General features: G+C 40.1%; 14 protein-coding genes. 4 read left to right on the top strand and 10 right to left on the bottom strand.

The genetic code is table 11. The features are described from left to right. Positions 1 to 325 precede the first annotated feature (325 nt). Together EHR06_RS18070 and EHR06_RS18075 are read left to right on the top strand one after the other, a co-directional pair. Entirely contained in the window at positions 326 to 733 is a 408-nt protein-coding gene (locus EHR06_RS18070; protein ID WP_135758300.1) for a GFA family protein, read from the top strand. A gap of 312 nt (positions 734 to 1,045) precedes the next feature. Beyond that, the gene (locus EHR06_RS18075) at positions 1,046 to 2,542 is read left to right on the top strand and encodes an ABC-F family ATP-binding cassette domain-containing protein (RefSeq protein ID WP_135758421.1); all 1,497 of its coding nucleotides are present in this window, start codon (positions 1,046 to 1,048) and stop codon (positions 2,540 to 2,542) included. 367 nt (positions 2,543 to 2,909) lie between these two features. Here EHR06_RS18075 and EHR06_RS18080 read toward each other — a convergent pair whose 3' ends face one another. After that, a complete protein-coding gene (locus EHR06_RS18080; RefSeq protein ID WP_135758301.1) occupies positions 2,910 to 3,365 on the bottom strand; it encodes a DMT family transporter in 456 nt (151 codons plus the stop codon). A gap of 39 nt (positions 3,366 to 3,404) precedes the next feature. Next, complete coding sequence (locus EHR06_RS18085) at positions 3,405 to 4,520, bottom strand: DNA alkylation repair protein (RefSeq protein WP_135758302.1); 1,116 nt, start codon at positions 4,518 to 4,520, stop codon at positions 3,405 to 3,407. Between the two features lie 171 nt (positions 4,521 to 4,691). Between EHR06_RS18085 and EHR06_RS18090 the strand changes: the two genes are divergently transcribed. Beyond that, positions 4,692 to 5,765: a winged helix DNA-binding domain-containing protein gene (locus EHR06_RS18090; protein ID WP_135758303.1), complete on the top strand. Its 1,074-nt coding sequence runs from the start codon at positions 4,692 to 4,694 to the stop codon at positions 5,763 to 5,765. 1 nt (position 5,766) lies between these two features. Here the strand turns inward: EHR06_RS18090 and EHR06_RS18095 are convergent, their stop codons facing one another. The 5 genes from EHR06_RS18095 to EHR06_RS18115 all read right to left on the bottom strand — a co-directional run bounded on the left by EHR06_RS18095 (position 5,767) and on the right by EHR06_RS18115 (position 11,272). Beyond that, a complete protein-coding gene (locus tag EHR06_RS18095; RefSeq protein ID WP_135758304.1) occupies positions 5,767 to 6,618 on the bottom strand; it encodes an alpha/beta fold hydrolase in 852 nt (283 codons plus the stop codon). A gap of 68 nt (positions 6,619 to 6,686) precedes the next feature. After that, complete coding sequence (locus tag EHR06_RS18100) at positions 6,687 to 7,421, bottom strand: hypothetical protein (protein ID WP_135758305.1); 735 nt, start codon at positions 7,419 to 7,421, stop codon at positions 6,687 to 6,689. A 62-nt stretch (positions 7,422 to 7,483) separates the two neighbouring features. Continuing rightward, positions 7,484 to 8,239, bottom strand: a complete 756-nt coding sequence (locus EHR06_RS18105) for an alpha/beta hydrolase (RefSeq protein ID WP_135758306.1) — start codon at positions 8,237 to 8,239, stop codon at positions 7,484 to 7,486. A gap of 67 nt (positions 8,240 to 8,306) precedes the next feature. Further along, positions 8,307 to 9,887, bottom strand: a complete 1,581-nt coding sequence (locus tag EHR06_RS18110) for an aldehyde dehydrogenase family protein (protein ID WP_135758307.1) — start codon at positions 9,885 to 9,887, stop codon at positions 8,307 to 8,309. Further along, positions 9,884 to 11,272, bottom strand: coding sequence for a proline dehydrogenase family protein (locus EHR06_RS18115; RefSeq protein WP_135758308.1), 1,389 nt, complete (start codon positions 11,270 to 11,272; stop codon positions 9,884 to 9,886). The genes EHR06_RS18110 and EHR06_RS18115 overlap by 4 nt, the downstream gene beginning before the upstream one ends. Positions 11,273 to 11,418: 146 nt before the next feature. On the opposite strand from EHR06_RS18115, the gene EHR06_RS18120 reads away from it, so the two are divergent. Beyond that, complete coding sequence (locus tag EHR06_RS18120) at positions 11,419 to 12,615, top strand: DUF3095 domain-containing protein (protein WP_135758309.1); 1,197 nt, start codon at positions 11,419 to 11,421, stop codon at positions 12,613 to 12,615. Between the two features lie 3 nt (positions 12,616 to 12,618). Here the strand turns inward: EHR06_RS18120 and EHR06_RS18125 are convergent, their stop codons facing one another. The 3 genes from EHR06_RS18125 to EHR06_RS18135 form a co-directional block, all read right to left on the bottom strand. After that, positions 12,619 to 13,182, bottom strand: a complete 564-nt coding sequence (locus EHR06_RS18125; RefSeq protein ID WP_244288656.1) for a hypothetical protein — start codon at positions 13,180 to 13,182, stop codon at positions 12,619 to 12,621. A 192-nt stretch (positions 13,183 to 13,374) separates the two neighbouring features. Beyond that, a complete protein-coding gene (locus EHR06_RS18130; RefSeq protein ID WP_135758310.1) occupies positions 13,375 to 16,482 on the bottom strand; it encodes an efflux RND transporter permease subunit in 3,108 nt (1,035 codons plus the stop codon). Next, entirely contained in the window at positions 16,448 to 17,737 is a 1,290-nt protein-coding gene (locus tag EHR06_RS18135; protein ID WP_167492317.1) for a TolC family protein, read from the bottom strand. Before EHR06_RS18135 ends, EHR06_RS18130 begins: the two co-directional genes overlap by 35 nt. Positions 17,738 to 17,749 lie beyond the last annotated feature (12 nt).

Consider the following 17,749-nt stretch of genomic DNA (forward strand, 5'->3'; position numbering starts at 1 on the left):
ATGGACGGGCTAAGTTGAATAGGCGGCCCGAAAAAGTAGTAAACACTGCTCGGAAAACTGCGGAGTTAGGACCTAATGGAAGCCTCTTCTATCTTTATCTTTCGGATCCATTTGTATATTCTCCCAATAAAGAACAATTTAAACCTTCGATCATCACTTTCTTCCAAAACGAATCAAAGCCGAGAGATTTTATATCGAAGAAATTTTAATTTTTTCCTAATTTGATCTCTAAATATGACAAATTCTGTCATATTTATCTTTTATATTATTAGTGCGCGGATTCGAGATTTTTGATCTACATTTAAGATCCGTAAGGGAGTTATATATGAGCCTTAAAAAATATACCGGAAGTTGTCATTGTGGTGCGGTTCGTTATGAAGCGGATTTAGATTTGAGTGCAGGCACGGGAAGATGTAACTGTTCCTTCTGCAGAAAAGTTCGAAACTGGTCCATCATCGTTAAGCCGGAAGCTTTTCGTTTATTAAATGGAGAAAATAGTCTCAGCTTTTACGAATTTAATACCAAGAGCAGCAAACATCATTTTTGCAAAAATTGTGGAGTCAGAACTTTCTCAAAAGGATATATCGAAGAGATCGGCGGTGCATTCATAAGTGTTGCCATTTCTACTTTAGACAATGCAGATCTAAACGAACTAATAGAAGCTCCTGTATGGTATGCAGATGGTTTGAATAATAATTGGCATAGCCAACCCGCTGAAATTAGATATTTATAAAAAACGGTTCCTTCGGATCTCGAATTGCACACTAAGTTTGATCGAAGGCAAATTTACAAAAGCGGCCCCACCCCTTCTGAGCGACTTATAAGGAGCGAGAAGACAATCGCCCTGCAAGTTGGTGGGAGAGCCGAAGCGATAGCGGAGCCTGGAGTAGCCCGACCCGCAGGGTTTACAAAAAGATTCCCGATGTTGGAGTTCCTACCTCGCGGGAACGCCCTAATCCTTATACCTGTTGGAATTCCTACAGTCAATTTTAGGTGAAATCTTGGACCGTTGGAAAACTTTGGTTTATATAGAGCGCACTTAAAGATGATCAAAATTTCTAATCTTCATAAATCTTATACTTCTAACTTGTTGTTCGATGATCTGAATCTGAGTTTGAATCGGGGCGAAAAATTGGGTCTCGTAGGTCGGAACGGTCACGGTAAGTCCACTTTGTTCCAGATGATTTTGGGAAATGTGGAACCGGATTCCGGTTCTATCACTGTGCCGAAGGGTTATAAGATCGGGCATTTGCAGCAGCACTTGAAATTTACTAAGCCTACTGTGTTGGAAGAATGTGCGCTCGGGCTTCCGGAAGGTGAAGAATACGAGACTTGGCAGGTTGAAAAAGTTTTGTCCGGTTTGGGTTTTTCGGAAGCGGATCTGGAGAGAAGTCCGGAGGAGTTTTCGGGTGGTTATCAGATCCGGATGAATCTGGCGAAACTTCTGGTCTCCGGTCCCGACTTACTCATGTTAGACGAGCCGAACAACTATTTAGATATCGTTACGATTCGTTGGCTTGAGGAATTCCTACGTGAGTGGGAAGGTGAGATCATTCTGGTCACTCACGATAGAAGTTTTATGGATAGTGTGGTGACTCATACTGCGGCGATCCATCGTACGAAAGCGATCAAGGTCCAAGGTGATACGGACAAACTTTATAATCAGATCAACCAGGCTGAAGAAATTTACGAAAGGACCCGTTTGAACGAGGCGAAAAAAAGAAAACAAGAAGAGATCTTCATCGCACGTTTTAAAGCGAAGGCGAGTTTCGCAAGCCGTGCTCAGTCCAGAGTGAAAAAACTGGAGAAGCAGGGTGAGATGAAGGCGCTGGAAGAGATCGAAAGTTTGGAATTATACTTTAACTCCGCACCTTTTGCAGCGAGCCAAATGTTGTCTGCGGAAAATATTTCTTTCTCTTATTCCGGAAAGGAACCTTTTTTGATTTCCGATTTTTCTCTGAGTGTTGGTAAGAGAGATCGTATTTGTATCATCGGTAAAAACGGTAAGGGTAAGTCTACTCTTCTGAAACTTCTTGCCGGGGAACTCCAACCAAGTTCCGGAAAAATACAAAAACACCCCGCATTGAAAGAAGGTTATTTCGGTCAGACGAATAAATTGAATCTGAATGAGAACGCGACTGTCACCGAAGAAATTATGAGTGCGGATAAATCTTGCACCGAATGGCTTGCGAGAACTATCGCCGGTGGATTGATGTTCTCGGACGATATGTCCTTGAAAAAGATCAAGGTTCTTTCGGGCGGCGAGAAGAGCAGGGTGATGCTCGGAAAAATTTTAGTGACTCCTTGTCATCTTCTATTTCTGGATGAGCCTACCAACCACTTGGACATGCAATCTTGCGACGCATTGATCGAGGCAATCGACGAGTTCGAAGGTTCTCTCATCATGGTTACTCACAATGAAATGCATCTTCGCGCTGTCGCAACCAAGTTGATCGTTTTTGATAACGATACGATCCGGATTTTCGACGGTTCTTACGAGGACTTCCTCAAAGATGTCGGCTGGTCCGACGAAGACTATTAGAAAAATTTAATTTTCTTTAGTAATTTATTTGGGCGGTCCTCCCGCTTCGCGGGAGTCGTGCTGCTACGGGTTCGCTGTCGCTCATCCGGGCGTATCGCCCGGACTAAAGCCCTTTGCATCACTACCGCGGCATTGCTGGGCGGGGATTCCAAGTGGGATCGGTGTTTTGTAGGAGCTCCTACATGGGAGGGAAGGCGGCCCCCACCCTGATTCGGGTGGTGGAGGAGGGCTCCCGTGGGAGAAGCGATTCTCACTTATCACAGTTTCGCATTTCCCTCAATCACTATTTGTTCATAAATTTTGTAGGAGCTCCTACAAAATCTCTGATAAAAGTTTATTTACAGATTGGTCTATTCAGGCTCGCCGTTCACCCTTTTCTAACCAACCACGCACTCACAACCAGCAGTGCTAATCCGATCATCTTTTGAACTGAAATCGGTTTTTCAGGAAATCCTAATACTCCCCATTTTTCTAATAGAATAGAAGTTACAACTTGCCCTAATAAGAATAAAGCGATCCAGCTTGTGGCTCCTAACTTAGGAGCAAATACTAAGGAAGAAGTAACTACTACAGCTCCTAAAAATCCTCCGATCCAAATCCACCAAGGTTGTTCTTTGATTATTTGCAATAAGAATGAAGTAGATTTCATTTCTCCTAAGGCAAAAGTTACGATCCCCAATGCGATCGTTCCGACAAAAAAGGAAATGGTGGAGGCAAGCCAAGGACTTTCTATATTTTTTCCTAATATGGAATTGATGCCTGGTTGTATGGACATTGCGAGTCCGGAAAGAAGCGCGAAGATTACGGGTAATAATAGATTCATACGTTGACCTTAGCTTGCCCGTATTTTTTTACGAGCCGTTTAGGATTTAGGATGGGTCACTTTGAATTCTATATTTGCTTTTATTTCTCCGTTCACGATGATTTCCAATTTATGGATCCCTGGAGAATGTATTCGTGTAGTCATTTGCTGGAAAGATTGTTTTCTTTCGTAAACTTTTGTTTCATTCGGAGAAAATTCTCTTTCTTCTATCTGAAATACTTTTACGGAAAAATTTCCGGAGGGTTTTAGATAATGGATCTTGGATTCTAATCTGTAAAGTGTAGGTTCTTTTGCTTCCGATTTCATTTCGAATTTATAGATTAGATGTTTTCCGATCTCTACAATTTTAGGTTGGAGTTCCAACCTTGAAATTTTAGCGGATCCACTTTTTGAAAATCCGAAGATAGAGAGCGTATCGGAGTTACCTTGTTTTAATAAACCTCTAAGCGCATGTTTTAACAAAAGATCTATGTTTGGAGATTTACCCATCCATTTTTTTGCAATTGAGATCACTAAGTCAGGGTGATCTTTAGAAATATCGTTTAGATGATTGGCTACACTTCTACGAACTACTTCGTCCGGATCGTTTTTCAAATTTTCTAAAATGGAGAGAGTTTTTTTAGGATCTTTTTTTAATCCTGGGATTCCCTTTCCCCAAGGCAATCTGGGGCGAGAACCTTCACTTGCTAATCTTCTCGTTCCCGGGTGAGAATGTTTGGACCATTCTAACATTTTTTTCCAAGTGATATCCGGATATCTGATCAAAAACTCTCGTATGGAGAATTCACAAGAAATGATCTGAGTAATTCTCTCCATACAATACAAGGATTCTTCCGGAAAATCGATACCTGAGATCTCTACAACTTCTCCTAAGAAGATGATGTAAAATCTTTGGGTTCCAGGGAATTTTTTCTCAAGTATTTTCGAAATTTTTAATAAAGGAGAAACCGCTTTTGGGAATGGTTTTGGAAGAGAGTTCGATAGGACATCTGCAATCCTTTTGATCCTTTGTTTGAGTTCTAATTTCTTCCAATCTTTACGTTTGATCTCTCGGACCCAATCTTCCGGTTGTTTATGAGGTAATATTGCCGAGAATTGTGTTCCTATCTCCAAGAGAGCCTTGTCATCATAAAAGTTCTTAAGAGCTTCCGCCATAAACTTTGTTATGATCCATTTATAGGTTTGGATAGGTAGTATTTTTTCACTATTTGTTCAGGTAAAGTTTTGATGGCAGAGGAAATATTAACAGCGATACTTGCGTCGGTTCTCTCTCGGAAAGAGTAAAATGATTTCCGAAAAATCATTTTATATATTAGATACACTTACGTGAATATAGCATTAACAAGATTAAAACATTTAAATGTTTTGGGTTCTCAATATTCTTCTCCCGAAAAATTGGTAGAAGTTTTGGTTGCTATCCAAGGACAAGACTACGCTGCCTCAAAATGGGCCGTCGGACTTAGGATTCCCGATTTGAATGAGGAAGATATAGAGTCTGCGTTCTTGGACAAAAAAATTGTTCGATCTTGGCCTTTGAGAGGAACATTGCACGTTGTTTCTTCTAAGGATATATATTGGTTATTGGATTTATTGGGTCCTCCTACGATTTCCAAATACGCAGCTCATTACAAAAAGATAGAATTAGATCCAAAAGTATTAAAAAAATGTTATTCTATTCTTTCTAAAAATCTTTCGAACCAAAACTTTCTTACTAGAAAGGAAATTTCTTCCATCTTAGAAAAATCCGGGATTATAACAAATACAACTAGATTATCCCATATTCTGCAAAGAGCGGGTTTGGAAGGTTTGATCTGTTTCGGTCCAAGAAGGGATAAGGATTTCACTTACGCGTTGATCGAAGAATGGATCCCTGGGGTCAAAAATGTCAAAAAGCCGAAAGAAGAAGCTCTCTATGAGATCACTAAAAAGTATTTTGATACTCGGGCTCCGGCTACCTTGGCCGATTTTGTATGGTGGTCCGGATTGAATGTAAAGGATGCAAAGACAGGTATAGAAAGTTTCAGTTCTAAATTGAACAGTTTTCAAAAGGACGATCAGACTTATTATATTCCTAAAAAGACGGAACTAGTGGATAAGGGCTCGGACACATTATTTCTTCTTCCTGCGTTCGACGAGTTTTTATTGGCATATACTGATCGTAGAGATTGTATGGATCCTCCTCCTAAAAGGCTTTTGACTCCTGCAGATGATCTTTTTAGACCTATATTGGTTATTAACGGTTGGGTAAGCGGAATTTGGCAGAGAGAATTAAAAAAGGAAGATATTATTCTAAAAGTAAATCCTTACAAACCTCTAAATGCTAATTTAAAAAAGAAACTGAAAAAAGCAGCGGAGGAATACGCCAAGTTTCTTGGAAAAAATTTGATTTTAGAAGTTTAGCTTATCCTGAAAACTCTATCAGCAATTTATGAATTAGGTCGTAGTTTTTCCAAGGAAGAAAATGTCCTTCTTTCGGTAGAAGATATGTTTTTGTTTCTGTAGAAAATTTTTTCTGAATAAAATCCGGATTTTTTGGATCTACAAGTCCGTCTTCTTCTCCTTGGATAACTATTGTTTTGGCTTTGATCTTTTTCCATTCCGGAGCCAGAAATCTTAACTGTTCTTTTAAAGGTAACATTTCGGAATTACTTTGAGACAATTCTTTCGGTAAAATCAAGTTTACGATCCAGGTATCGGCGATCTTGTTGTACCATTTTATTTCTTCCGTTTCTGGATCCATGGCAGCCGCTAATAAAAACAGATATTGAAATTTTTCGGGAGAAATCGAGGCCATTCTTGCGGCGACCGGACCTCCATAAGAATGTCCTAATATAGAGATCGATTTTTTTCCTTTTTGCATTTCAGGGAGTTGTGTTAGGGTCCCTAAAATTTTTTCTGCTTGGGCGTTCACATCTGCGATTGGTTCAGGAGATTTTCCGAAACCCGGACGGTCTATTGCAAGCATACAATACATTTTTAATAATTCGGGATCTTTTAAATATCTAAGATAATTTGACCAATTGCCCGGAGATCCATGGATGAAAATAAGGACCTTATTCTTATCGGGTTTACATCCGGTGCTAACCCAGTGTACAATACCTTCTTCCTTTTTGTTTTGAATGAAATATTCTTGGTAAAATATTTCCGATTCTTTGAGTTTCTGGAAGGCCTGATCTTCTTCCATATTCATTTCTTCATAACTGCTGCAACAGGAAAGAAATAAGGATAAAAAAAGAAGAGTTAACTTTTTCATAAATGATCCGAGAAGGACTTAATCGATAATTCGCCCAATCTCAGCATCGTTACGGTATATCGAACTTTTTATACAAAAATTTTAACGAGCAAAAAGATCCCGAAATTCGCTCCGAATACTATATAGAAAAATAATGGGGGAGAAGGTTCCATCTGTTTGTCGATTGTTTTGTTTAAGCTTACCTTTATGATCTCTTCTAAAGCTGAAATATCTTGAGCTCCTTTTTGTTCGTAAACGGCTGCCACTTCTTCCGCGAACTCAGAGATCCGGATCTTTTTTAAGAAGGTCTGTAATATAAAACGAAGAACTTTCGGCCAGTTTTCCTTCTCCTGTAGAAAGGTTGGCAGGTCTTTAAGTTTAGAAGAGATAAACTTTCCCCAGTTGTCTATCTTTTCTGATCCGACTTTCTTTTTGATCATTTCGGAAAGTGTTTTGGAAATATTATCAGTGAACCAGGTCTTGTTTTCAGATACTAAATTTCCTAGTTCCCTTCCTAAAAGATATTTTTTGATCCCGAGGAAATAGAGGAAAGGGAATACAAAGGCGAATCCGATTACCAGAAGAACTATAGGCCAGAGTTCAAAGACTATTACGATTAACGCAAGTACTGCTCCGATTCCCCCTGCTCTTGCGATAGGCATTGGTCCAAGGTTGGACGTGATACTTTTCATTTCAGGAAAACAGAATGCTAATAGAAAAAGATTAAAGATAAATCCAAGAAAAAGTGCTATGGAAGAAAGTAAAAATATTTTTGCGGAACTTTTGACTGCAGTTTTTACGAATGTTCCGATCTCTTCTTTCATTAATATTTCTCCGGATAGTATTTCCTATTAATAACGGATCATATCCGGCTTTTTTGCACGTTTTAACTGTTTTGTTTCAGCCAATTGAACATGATCTCGAAAATTTTTTCATTTCCAGGTTCATCAGTAAGCCAATGTGCATGATTGGGCAGGGGAACAAATTCCGAATTTTCGTATCTTCTCGCGACGGCCTTTGTGACTCGAATTGGGATGATCCTGTCTTTCTCCCCGGCTAAAACTAAGACTGGACAATTTACTTTTTCTGCCGGGATTTTACTTCCTTTAAGAGGATCGAAAAACCAAAATGCAAGTTCGAAAAGCGCTCTGCCAGATTCGTAATTTAAAGAAGCATAATATTCTTTTCTTTTATCTTTCGGAACTCGATTGAATAATCCGAAATTCGCTCCACGATAGGTTGGTTTGAAAGGTTTGCCCCAAAATTTCCAGTGAAACGGAACTTCTAACAAAGTATATAAGGAAGAAGGCCCTAACGGAAAAATTCCTGCAGGAGCTGCAGGTGCGAACAATACGATTCTCGATGCGAAACCTTCTGCGGCTAACGCTTGCGCCAGCCATCCTCCCATGGAGTGGCCGATCAATGTGGGTTTGTCCCAGCCTTTGTTCCGGATTTCCTGTTTTAGAAATTCAACATAGTCTATGAGTCTATAATTTCCTAATGCAGGGTCCGGTGGTTTGTTTAAAACATGAAATGGTAATGTAGGTGCAAATACCTCATGTCCTTTTTGTTCTAATACTTTTCTAACCGAGTCCAGAGTATCCGGTCTGGACCACATTCCGTGTAATAAGACGATCTTCATGTTTAGACCCGAGGGTCCCAATTGGAGGTCATCTTAAGAATAGAATCAAGAAAAAAAGAAGAAGGTTCTAAGTTTCCGGAATAAATCCTCTTCTCATCGTATTCTCAGTTATACTGATCGGTTCTAAAAATTGTTTTAGATAATCCGGGCCGCCTGCTTTTGCACCCACTCCCGAAAGTTTATAACCACCGAATGGCTGTCTGTCCACTACGGCTCCCGTGATCCCTCTATTGATATACAGGTTGCCGACTTCGAAATTCTCTTTTGCATATTGTATGTTCTTGGGATTTCTGGAGAAAATCCCTCCGGTAAGAGCATAGTCTACGTTATTCGCTATTTTAATGGCATCTTCAAAATTTTTGGCCTTGAATAAGGTGACGTAGGGTCCGAAAAATTCCGTTTGTCCTAGAGGAGAAGAAGGATCTTCACTTTCAAAAACGACAGGTTCCACAAAATGGCCCGTAAGTTTTTGATTATCCTTTATTTCAAGTTTGCTTAATATTTTAGAAGAGAATTGAGAGGCTATCCCTTCCAATCTTGCTCTGGATTCTGAATCAATGACCGGTCCAACTTTGACGGAAGGATCCTCGGGTAATCCTGGTTTCAAGGATTGTAATGCGTCTATAAATCTGTTTTTAAATGTATCGTATTTAGATTCCAAAAGTATAATGCGAGAAAGTGCACTACATTTTTGTCCTTGAAATCCGAATGCGGATTGTATAGATGCGATTACTGCTTCGTCCAGATCCGCGTCTTCGTCCACGATCAAGGCGTTTTTGCCTCCCATTTCAGCGACCACTCTTTTTACGAATTTTAGATTTTGGGAGGCAGCTTCTCGGATCATTCCTAAACCGACCGCTCTGGATCCCGTAAAATTGATCGTATGTATTGCAGGATGTTTTACTAAATACGCCCCGATCTCTTCTCCTTTTCCCGGTAAAAAATGAAGTGCGGAAGAAGGAATGCCCGCCTCAATTAATATATTAAAAAGTTTGAATGCGATGGCGGAAGATTGTTCCGCCGGTTTCATGATTACGGTATTTCCCGCGACTAATGGAGCTACCGTCATCCCGCAGAGAATTGCCAGAGGAAAATTCCAAGGAGCGACTACTAATGTGACTCCTTTGGGTATATAAGTATAAATATTCTCTTCTCCCAAAAGATCTCTTTTTCTGGGCTGAAAAATATGTTCTGCTTCCTTTGCATAAAATTCACAGAAGTCGATTGCTTCCGCGATCTCCGCATCTATATCTTTGATCCCTTTTCCTACTTCTAAGGACATTAATGCCGTAAGTTCCGCTTTTTGAGAGCGTAGAATGTCGGCTGCTTTTTTTAAAAAGCCGATCCGGATCTCAGGCTTTGTGTTTTTCCATGTTTCGAAAAATTGGACCGAATTTTTCGCAGCTTCTTCCGCATCCGTTATGGAAGCATAATGTATATCTGCGATCTTTTCCGATGTATTTGCCGGGTTGAAAGAAGGAACTATTAAGGAAGACTTTTTTGTTTTTCCGGAAATGATCGGAACAACTTGTATCGGGAATTCTTTTCGGATGGAAACGAATCCTTTGTTTAAGATGGATCTTTCTTCTTCTCTCGAAAAATCTCTTAAGGTTTCATTTTGAAAATTAGAATTATTATGAAAGTTCATTTTGATTTCGGATTCTCCAAATACAATAGTCGTTCCCTATCTTTACTATTCGCGTTGATGTTTTTCAAAAAGCCTTCGTTCGTGGAATTTTCGAGCAACCTTCTTACCAAATAAGCCATACCGGGGATCACTTCTCCGATAGGAGAATATTCCCTGACGGAAATCCCCAAGCTGCGGATGGCTTGTTTGTAGGAGTTTCCCATTCCGTATAACATCTGTACTTCGAAAAAGTTTTCCGGGACCGAATATTCCGCCGCTTTAACGAACGCTGAGGAAAGACTTCTTATATTATGAGAACCGAATGCAGGTCTTATATGAGGATAAGATTTCAATAAGAGTGCTGAACATTCTTCATAATTTCTATCCGTTTCGGATTTTATAAGAAAAACAGGAGGTTCCCAGCCTTTTTGAGCGGATTGGGTCATTTCATATTCCCAATAGGCTCCTTTTACTAAACGAACCGTCAGAGGGTATTTTCGTTTTTTAGAATATTCTATTACTCTTTGCAGATCTCTCTGAGAGGACTTCAGATACGCTTGGACTACTATCCCGAAATGCGGATAGTCTTGGAACTCCGGTTCTGAGAAAATTCTAAACGCAGTATCCATTATGATGTCCTTGGTCTCATATTGTTCCATATCTAGGTTGATAAAAATATTTTTGGAAACTGCAGAACTAAGGATCGGCCTTAACTTCTCCATTAAATGGGTCACTGAAGATTCATGTGCAAGAGGGTCTAATTGAGAATATAGAGAAGAACATTTTACTGAAACGTTTCCTGCAGGTTCTCCTGGAAATTGAGAGCTGCGTATTTCCGAAAGTTCTTTGTCCTTGGAAACTTCTTCCAATAAAAGTAAATACTCATGGATATAACGTTCTGCTTCTTTTTCGGAGAGTACAGCTTCTCCTAAGATGTCTATTGTGGAGCAGATGCCGTTTTTGTATCTATCCAGGATCTTTTTACGATCGGAACCGTAGGTCCTTCCTAAGATAAAAAATTTTGCAGTAAGTCTGATCCCGATCTTTGCACCTAATGCGACAAATACTGAACTGAACGGATTGGATAATAGTAAGGAAAGAATTAATAAGATCCATTTGGGAAGTTCTGTGGGAGTTTCGACAAAATAGATCCGTATATAACGGGAAATGGAAGAAAGTGAACTAAGACTTGGAAATAGATCCGCGAATCTAAACGCTTGTAGTTTTAGAAGAGGGCGGTTTTCCAGGAACAAAAGACTTTTAGAGAATAATCTGTATGTACTAAACAAACCGTCTTCGAAAGAATCACTCAAACTAAATAATTCCTTTCCTTTTTCCAAGATCTTATTTTGAAGATCCGAGGAAGAAGGTTTTGTTTTAGGTTCGTTTTCTTCTGTAGTCTTCATTCTATTTTGTTCTGATCCCGGCGGTTTTGCCATGCGAACCTTTCTAAAAAGCTTTTGCATCCACTATTCCCGAACCAAATATTACGAGTTGGAAAAAAGCATTGCCTTTTGGGCGAATAGAGAGTCAAAGTTCGGTAGGCCTGCCAATGAATATCCTATCACATTCTACCACGAATTTTTATAAGGAGCTTCCTGAGATTTCCCAATTTTCGGAAGTTACGGATAGCAAACATTATAGAAAGGTTCCGGACGATTGGATCGTGATCGTTACGGACATAGTCAAATCTACCGAGGCGATCTTAGAAGGTAGATATAAGGATGTAAATATGGCCGGGGGATTGACCTTGATGGGGATCACGAATCTTCTCAAGGACATGGAGTTTCCATTCTTCTTCGGTGGAGATGGTGTGACCATTTTGCTTCCCGGTTCTAGATTGAATGAGATCCGGGATATTCTTGCGGATACAAGAGAGTTTGTTAGGGATTATTTTAAGATGGAACTTCGGATCGGGTTCGTGCCTGTCTCGGATATTTATAATGCAGGTTATAGTTTGACAATGGCTAAACTTAGGATTTCCAAATATTATACTCAGGCCGTATTAGGAGGAACCGGTGCGGCGTATGCGGAGAATAAGATCAAGGAACCGAATTCTAGGTATCTAACAGATAATTCTTATATTCCGAATATTCGCGCCGATTTTTCAGGTTTTACTTGCAGATGGAAGGATATCCAAAGTCCGAAAGGAGAAATGGTCTCTCTTATCGTTAAGATCAATTCGGATTCAGATTCGGAAGCCGCAAAAACTTTATCCGGATTATTATCTATGATCGACTCTTTGTACGGTTCTGAAAGGGAATATCATCCTTTAAGAGAGGAAAATCTGATCATAGAACATTCTTCTTCAGGTTTAAATAATGAAGCGATTGCATCTTCTAAAGGAAATAGTATATTAAGGAAGTTGTATCTTTGGAAAATTAAATTTGAGACTTACGGGGCGGAGCTTGCGATCCGCTGGAATTTTCCTTTAAAAGTATTCCATTATAAATTAAATAAGTTAAAGAACTATCAGATCATCTCATCCGATTTTAGGAAATTCGACGGAACTTTTAAAATGGTATTTGCAACTGATACCATGGATCGAAAAAAATTAGAATCTAGTTTAGAGGAAGCGGAGAAGGCAGGCAAATTAAATTTCGGGATCCATATCTCCGATAGAGCGTTGATGACCTGTCTTTTACATGCAGGAACTGAAAGAGAAGTTCATTTTATAGACGGGGCAGGCGGCGGTTATGCTTTAGCGGCAACAGTTCTTAAGAAAAAATTGCAGCCGGTTGCTGCTTAAATTCTAAGGACAGCTATAACCGCTGGATTGAGTTGCAGTATTCGAAGATATTTTTGCAAACTCGGACATACTCACCAAAGTAGAGGAAAGGCTGAGTGAATACGTTCCGAAGGCATCAGCACTATTTCCCCAGTCTCTCCCTACCGCCAAAGAATAAGGTCCTGCACTCGGGATAGAAACTGCAATTGTATCGCTGATATTTTGACCTCCACATTCTCTGTCGGTTGTAGCTCCATTGATCAGATTGGTTCCATTTAAAGTGGATCCGGAATATAAAGCCAATCGTACAACCGAATCGCCGGTTATGGAGCTCACTGAGATCGTTACCGTGTCCGCTTGATTTAGGTTCAAGCTGTATACGTTTTGACAGTTGATGGAAAGGGAACAATGCCAATAATCGGAACTTGCTTGGTGTGATTGAGGCGTGCTAAATACGATCTGAGAAAAACTGAGATCCACTGCCAAACCTGGTATTGTTTTAGATGCGTCGAGCGAGATAGGCTCCGCCTTGTCACATGCAATAATTATGAAAAAGATGACAAAAGAAATGCAAAATCGAGAGACCATCGTTTTACTCCCCGACCCAATATAACAATCGAGATCGGAATAAATTTCTATAAAATCAGAAAATTCAAGGTTAGTAAATTATTTTTATTATTTCTTCCAGGACTTTGGTTTTGGTATTCTTCACGTAAGAAGAAAGAAGTCCAAAAATCATCCGGCTGCGGTTGTTGATCGTAACCGGATGATAAGAGAGGTTTATTCTTTTTCTAACCAATAGTAGAATGCAGGCAGCAACACAAGGGTCAGGATGGTAGAAGAAAAAATCCCTCCGATCACTACGGTGGCCAGAGGTTTTTGGACCTCCGCTCCTAACCCTGTTCCGAATGCCATAGGAATAAATCCAAAAGAAGCGACTAATGCGGTCATGACTACAGGACGTATACGACTGACCGCACCTTCTAATACCGCATCTCTAACATTAAGTTTACTTTCCTCTCGGATACGATCGATCGTGTATAATTTTACGAGACCGTTTAAGACTGCGATCCCGGAAAGAGCGATACATCCTACGAATGCGGATACGCTTAAGTCCATTCCTCTTAAGAATAGGAACCAGATCCCGCCTGTTAATGCAAACGGAACGCAGAAGAATACAAGCAGAGCCTGTTTGATAGATCTGAGTCCCAAATATAAGACGATAAAGATCATGAACAATGTTGCCGGGACGATCATTGAAAGTTTTTCTTTTGCCTGGGAAAGATTTTCAATTTGTCCTCCCCAAAAAATGGAATATCCATTAGGGATCTGTAATTTAGAAACCTCGGAGATCGCTTCCTTATAAAATCCTTCCAGATCCCTTCCTCTTAAGTTTACGGAGACCGCTACGAATCTTCTGGATTTATTCCTGGAGATGGTCATCACCTTCTCCTTTTTTTGGATGGAAGCTAAAAGCCGGATAGGTACGGTTCCTCCGTCTTCCGTTCCGACATTAATATCTCCTATTTCGGATTCTCTATTCCTGAATTCTTCCGAGAGCCTGATCTTGATAGGGAATCTGACTTCTTCTTCATAAAATCCTCCTAGCTCGAAGCCGCTCATGGAACTTTCCAGAACTGAGTTGAATAGAGGTAAGGAGATATTATAATATTTAAGCTTTGTACTATCAGGGATCACGTCGATTACATTCGATTTTCTTAATGCCATGATGGGATCTAATTCCACTTCTGCGGCGCCTGGGATCTTTTCTAAGGCGTTCTTTAATTCTTCCTGGAGCCTAAGTAGAACGTTCAGATCTTTCCCCAAGATCCTCACACTTATATCCGCTCTACTCCCTTCTAGAAGCTCGTTAAATCTGGCTTCTAAAGGCTGGCTTAAGGTCAGCTCTGATTCCGGGAATTTCTCTTTTACGGATGTTTCTATCTTATCCAAAAATTTTTCCCAGGTATTCTTTTCCAAAAGATCCGGAAGAATATCCTTCTTTAGAATGATAAATGTGTCCGCATTGAAAGGGCCCATTGGATCGTTTGCGACCGAACTGGTTCCGATCCTGGAAAATACACTTTCTACTTCTGGCATTTGCCCTAGGAAAATTTCTAATTCTTTTTGTTCTTTTAAACTTTCCTCTAATCCGATGTTCCCATTCCGAACGATTACTAACATTAGATCTCCTTCCGTTAGTTTAGGAAGGAATACTGTCCCCATTCTGAAATAAATAAGGAGTGTAACAGCAAAGAATATTAAAGAATATACGATGATCTTGCGGGGTTGATCCAAGATCTTAGGCAATTTTTCCGCATACCAATTTATGATCTTGCTGTCCTTCTTCTTACTATGAGCTCCTAAGTTTTTGGGTGCTAAGAAAAAGTATAGAAGGGGAGGAAGAAGGAACACTGCTAAAAATAAACTGAACCCTAATGCAAGAAGTACGGTCTCTGCCATAGGTCGGAACATTCTTCCCGGGATCCCGTCCAGAGTGAGGATCGGAATATATACCAACATGATCACTAAGATACCAAAAGACACCGGCTTTAGGACTTCTAACGAAGAATCCAATATAACTTTTCGTTTTTCTTCTTTGTTTGTGAATTTTCCGGTCTCGAATTTGGAAAGAACGTTTTCAGTGATCACTATCGAAGCATCTACTAATAATCCAAAGTCTATCGCTCCCAAACTCATTAAGTTTGCAGAGATCCCGAAAAATCTCATACAAATAGAAGCAAGCAGCATGGAACCCGGGATGATCAACGCTACGATCAGCGAGGCTCTTAGATTGAATAATATTAGAAAAAGTGTAAGTATGACTAAGATCGCACCTTCTCCCAGGTTTTTTAAGACCGTTTTTATGGTGGATTGTATCAAGAAGGATCTTTCCAATAGGATCCTCACTCTTACATTTTCAGGAAGGCTTAGTTTCGAAATCGCCTTATGCAGGTCTTCGTTTACTTTATAACTGTTTTCTCCTTTTAACATTAAGGCTGTGCCTAGTACGATCTCTTTCCCGTTGGAGCTTGCGCCTCCTAATCTTGGTGTGCCATGTTCATTCACATCCGCTATATCCGAAACTTTTACGGATGCTCCGGTAAGAGTTCTTCTAACCGAAATAGCGGAGATCTCATTTAGATTTTTCTTAAGTCCGTAGGCTCTTACTATGGAAATTTTTCCTGCATTCTCTATAAATCCGCCTCCAAAACTTTCTCCGATCGTGGAAATATCCCGGATGATCTGATCAATGGAGAGTCCCCAACGTTTCATTCTATTCGGATCCACATCTATATGGATCTCTTTTTCGTAACCTCCGTTGGAATCCACTTCTACAATTCCAGGGACCATCGCCTTGATCTGAGGGCGGACCACGTAATCCTGAACGGTCCTTAAGAACAAAAGTTTCTTTTCTTCAGGAAGTCTGTCCAATTCCGAATCAGGGACGGCTTCTACGGAGTAAAAGAAGATCTCTCCAAGACCGGTCGTATTCGGAACGATAGTGGGTGTAGCACCTGGAGGAAGTTTTTCCTTAGCGCTGGAAATTCTTTCCGCTACCATAGCTCTTGCCTGGTAAATATCGGTAGTTTCTTTGAAGATCAAAGATATATTAGATAAACCGAATTTAGATACGGAGCGTACATCTATCAGGTTCGGAAGTCCTAGAAGTTCCGTTTCTAACGGGAAGGTTATCACTTTCTCCACTTGTTCCGGATCCAAGGAACCGGTATTTGTTGTGATGATCACCTGGGCATTAGTGATATCCGGGACCGCGTCTATAGGGACTTCATTTAACGTATAAAATGAGAATATTAATAAAAACGAAACCAGTCCTACGGATAAGAATGGGTTATTTAGGCTGGTATTCAAAAGTCTGGCTAGCATTGCCCATTACTCCTAAAATATCTTTTTCATTCGTGATATAAAGCAGGTTCAGAAGACTTTCCAAATGTGAAATTTGAGCGTCCAGAACCGCGTGATGTGTTTCGTGCAGCTGATTTTCCAGCTCCAGATAACTGATAAGTTGTATCCTTCCCCGCTTGAACTCCATATCCGCAAAGTTCAGATCCCTGTCGATCCGATCCAGTTGGGTTAGATCGTAAAGTTTCAGGTTCATTTTAGATTGTTCGTAATCCAAAAATGCCTGATTAAATGAAGTCTGTATTAAGTTTTCTTGATATGTTAACCTGTCCTGCTTGGACCTCATATTTGTTTCAGCGGAGGCGACTTTGTTTTGGAATTGGTCCCAAACTGGGATCCTGAACTTCAATCCGAAGTCGTAAAATCTGTTGGCAACCCCGGACTTATCTTCCCCGATCTGACTGGTGATGGAATAATCCGGATACTTTTCTAAGTTTGCCAATCTGAGTTCCGTTCTGGCCTTGTCTAATTCTCCTTTTGCGGCAAGGATGGAAGGGTTTTGTGACACAGCTTTTTTTTCCAGATCCTTGCGATCGAATTTTACTCCGGATCGAAAATAAGGGATTTTTAGCTTAGGAACGAACTCTTGTCTTAAATATAAGTTTAAGGATTCGTAATCTTTTGCGGCTCCTAATTCCAGATCGTTAAAATGTTTTCGTAGAGCTAAAATTTTGCTCTCTATGATGAATAGATCCGTTTTGGCTTGAGGAGTGAAGAACGGCCTGGCCTTGATGTAACTTTCTATCAAGGAAAGTCTTTTAAGCCTTTCTTTGACGTGATTCTTTTTGTCCGCCGCCACCAGGTAACGATACGCGAATTTTATGGAACTTAGACGAATAGAATTATAAGCTTCGATTTGTTGGACTTCCTTGATCTTGGAATCATTATCCACCAAAAGTTGTTTGAGTTCCTTCCTTCCCGGGAAATAAATTGGCTGCTCTATCTGCACGGCATACTCGGCTCCGGATTCGTCGGCAGCCTTTCTTTGACCGTAATCGAAATAAACGGAAGGGTTCTGAGTTTTACCTTCCTGCCTTCTTTTGTAAAAAAGGCTTTCTAAGTCGGAATGGATCGCGGTAAGTAATGGAGAATTTTTCTCCGCGATTGCCATGATGGAATTTAATTCTAATTCTTTTGTAGTATCATTCTCAGATGCCTGGGCAGGAAGGAACAATATCCAAAAAAAAGATAAAAATACTAGTACATAAGAAAAACGCACAATAACCTCACA

The organism is Leptospira dzoumogneensis, from assembly GCF_004770895.1.
Lineage (GTDB): Bacteria > Spirochaetota > Leptospiria > Leptospirales > Leptospiraceae > Leptospira_B > Leptospira_B dzoumogneensis.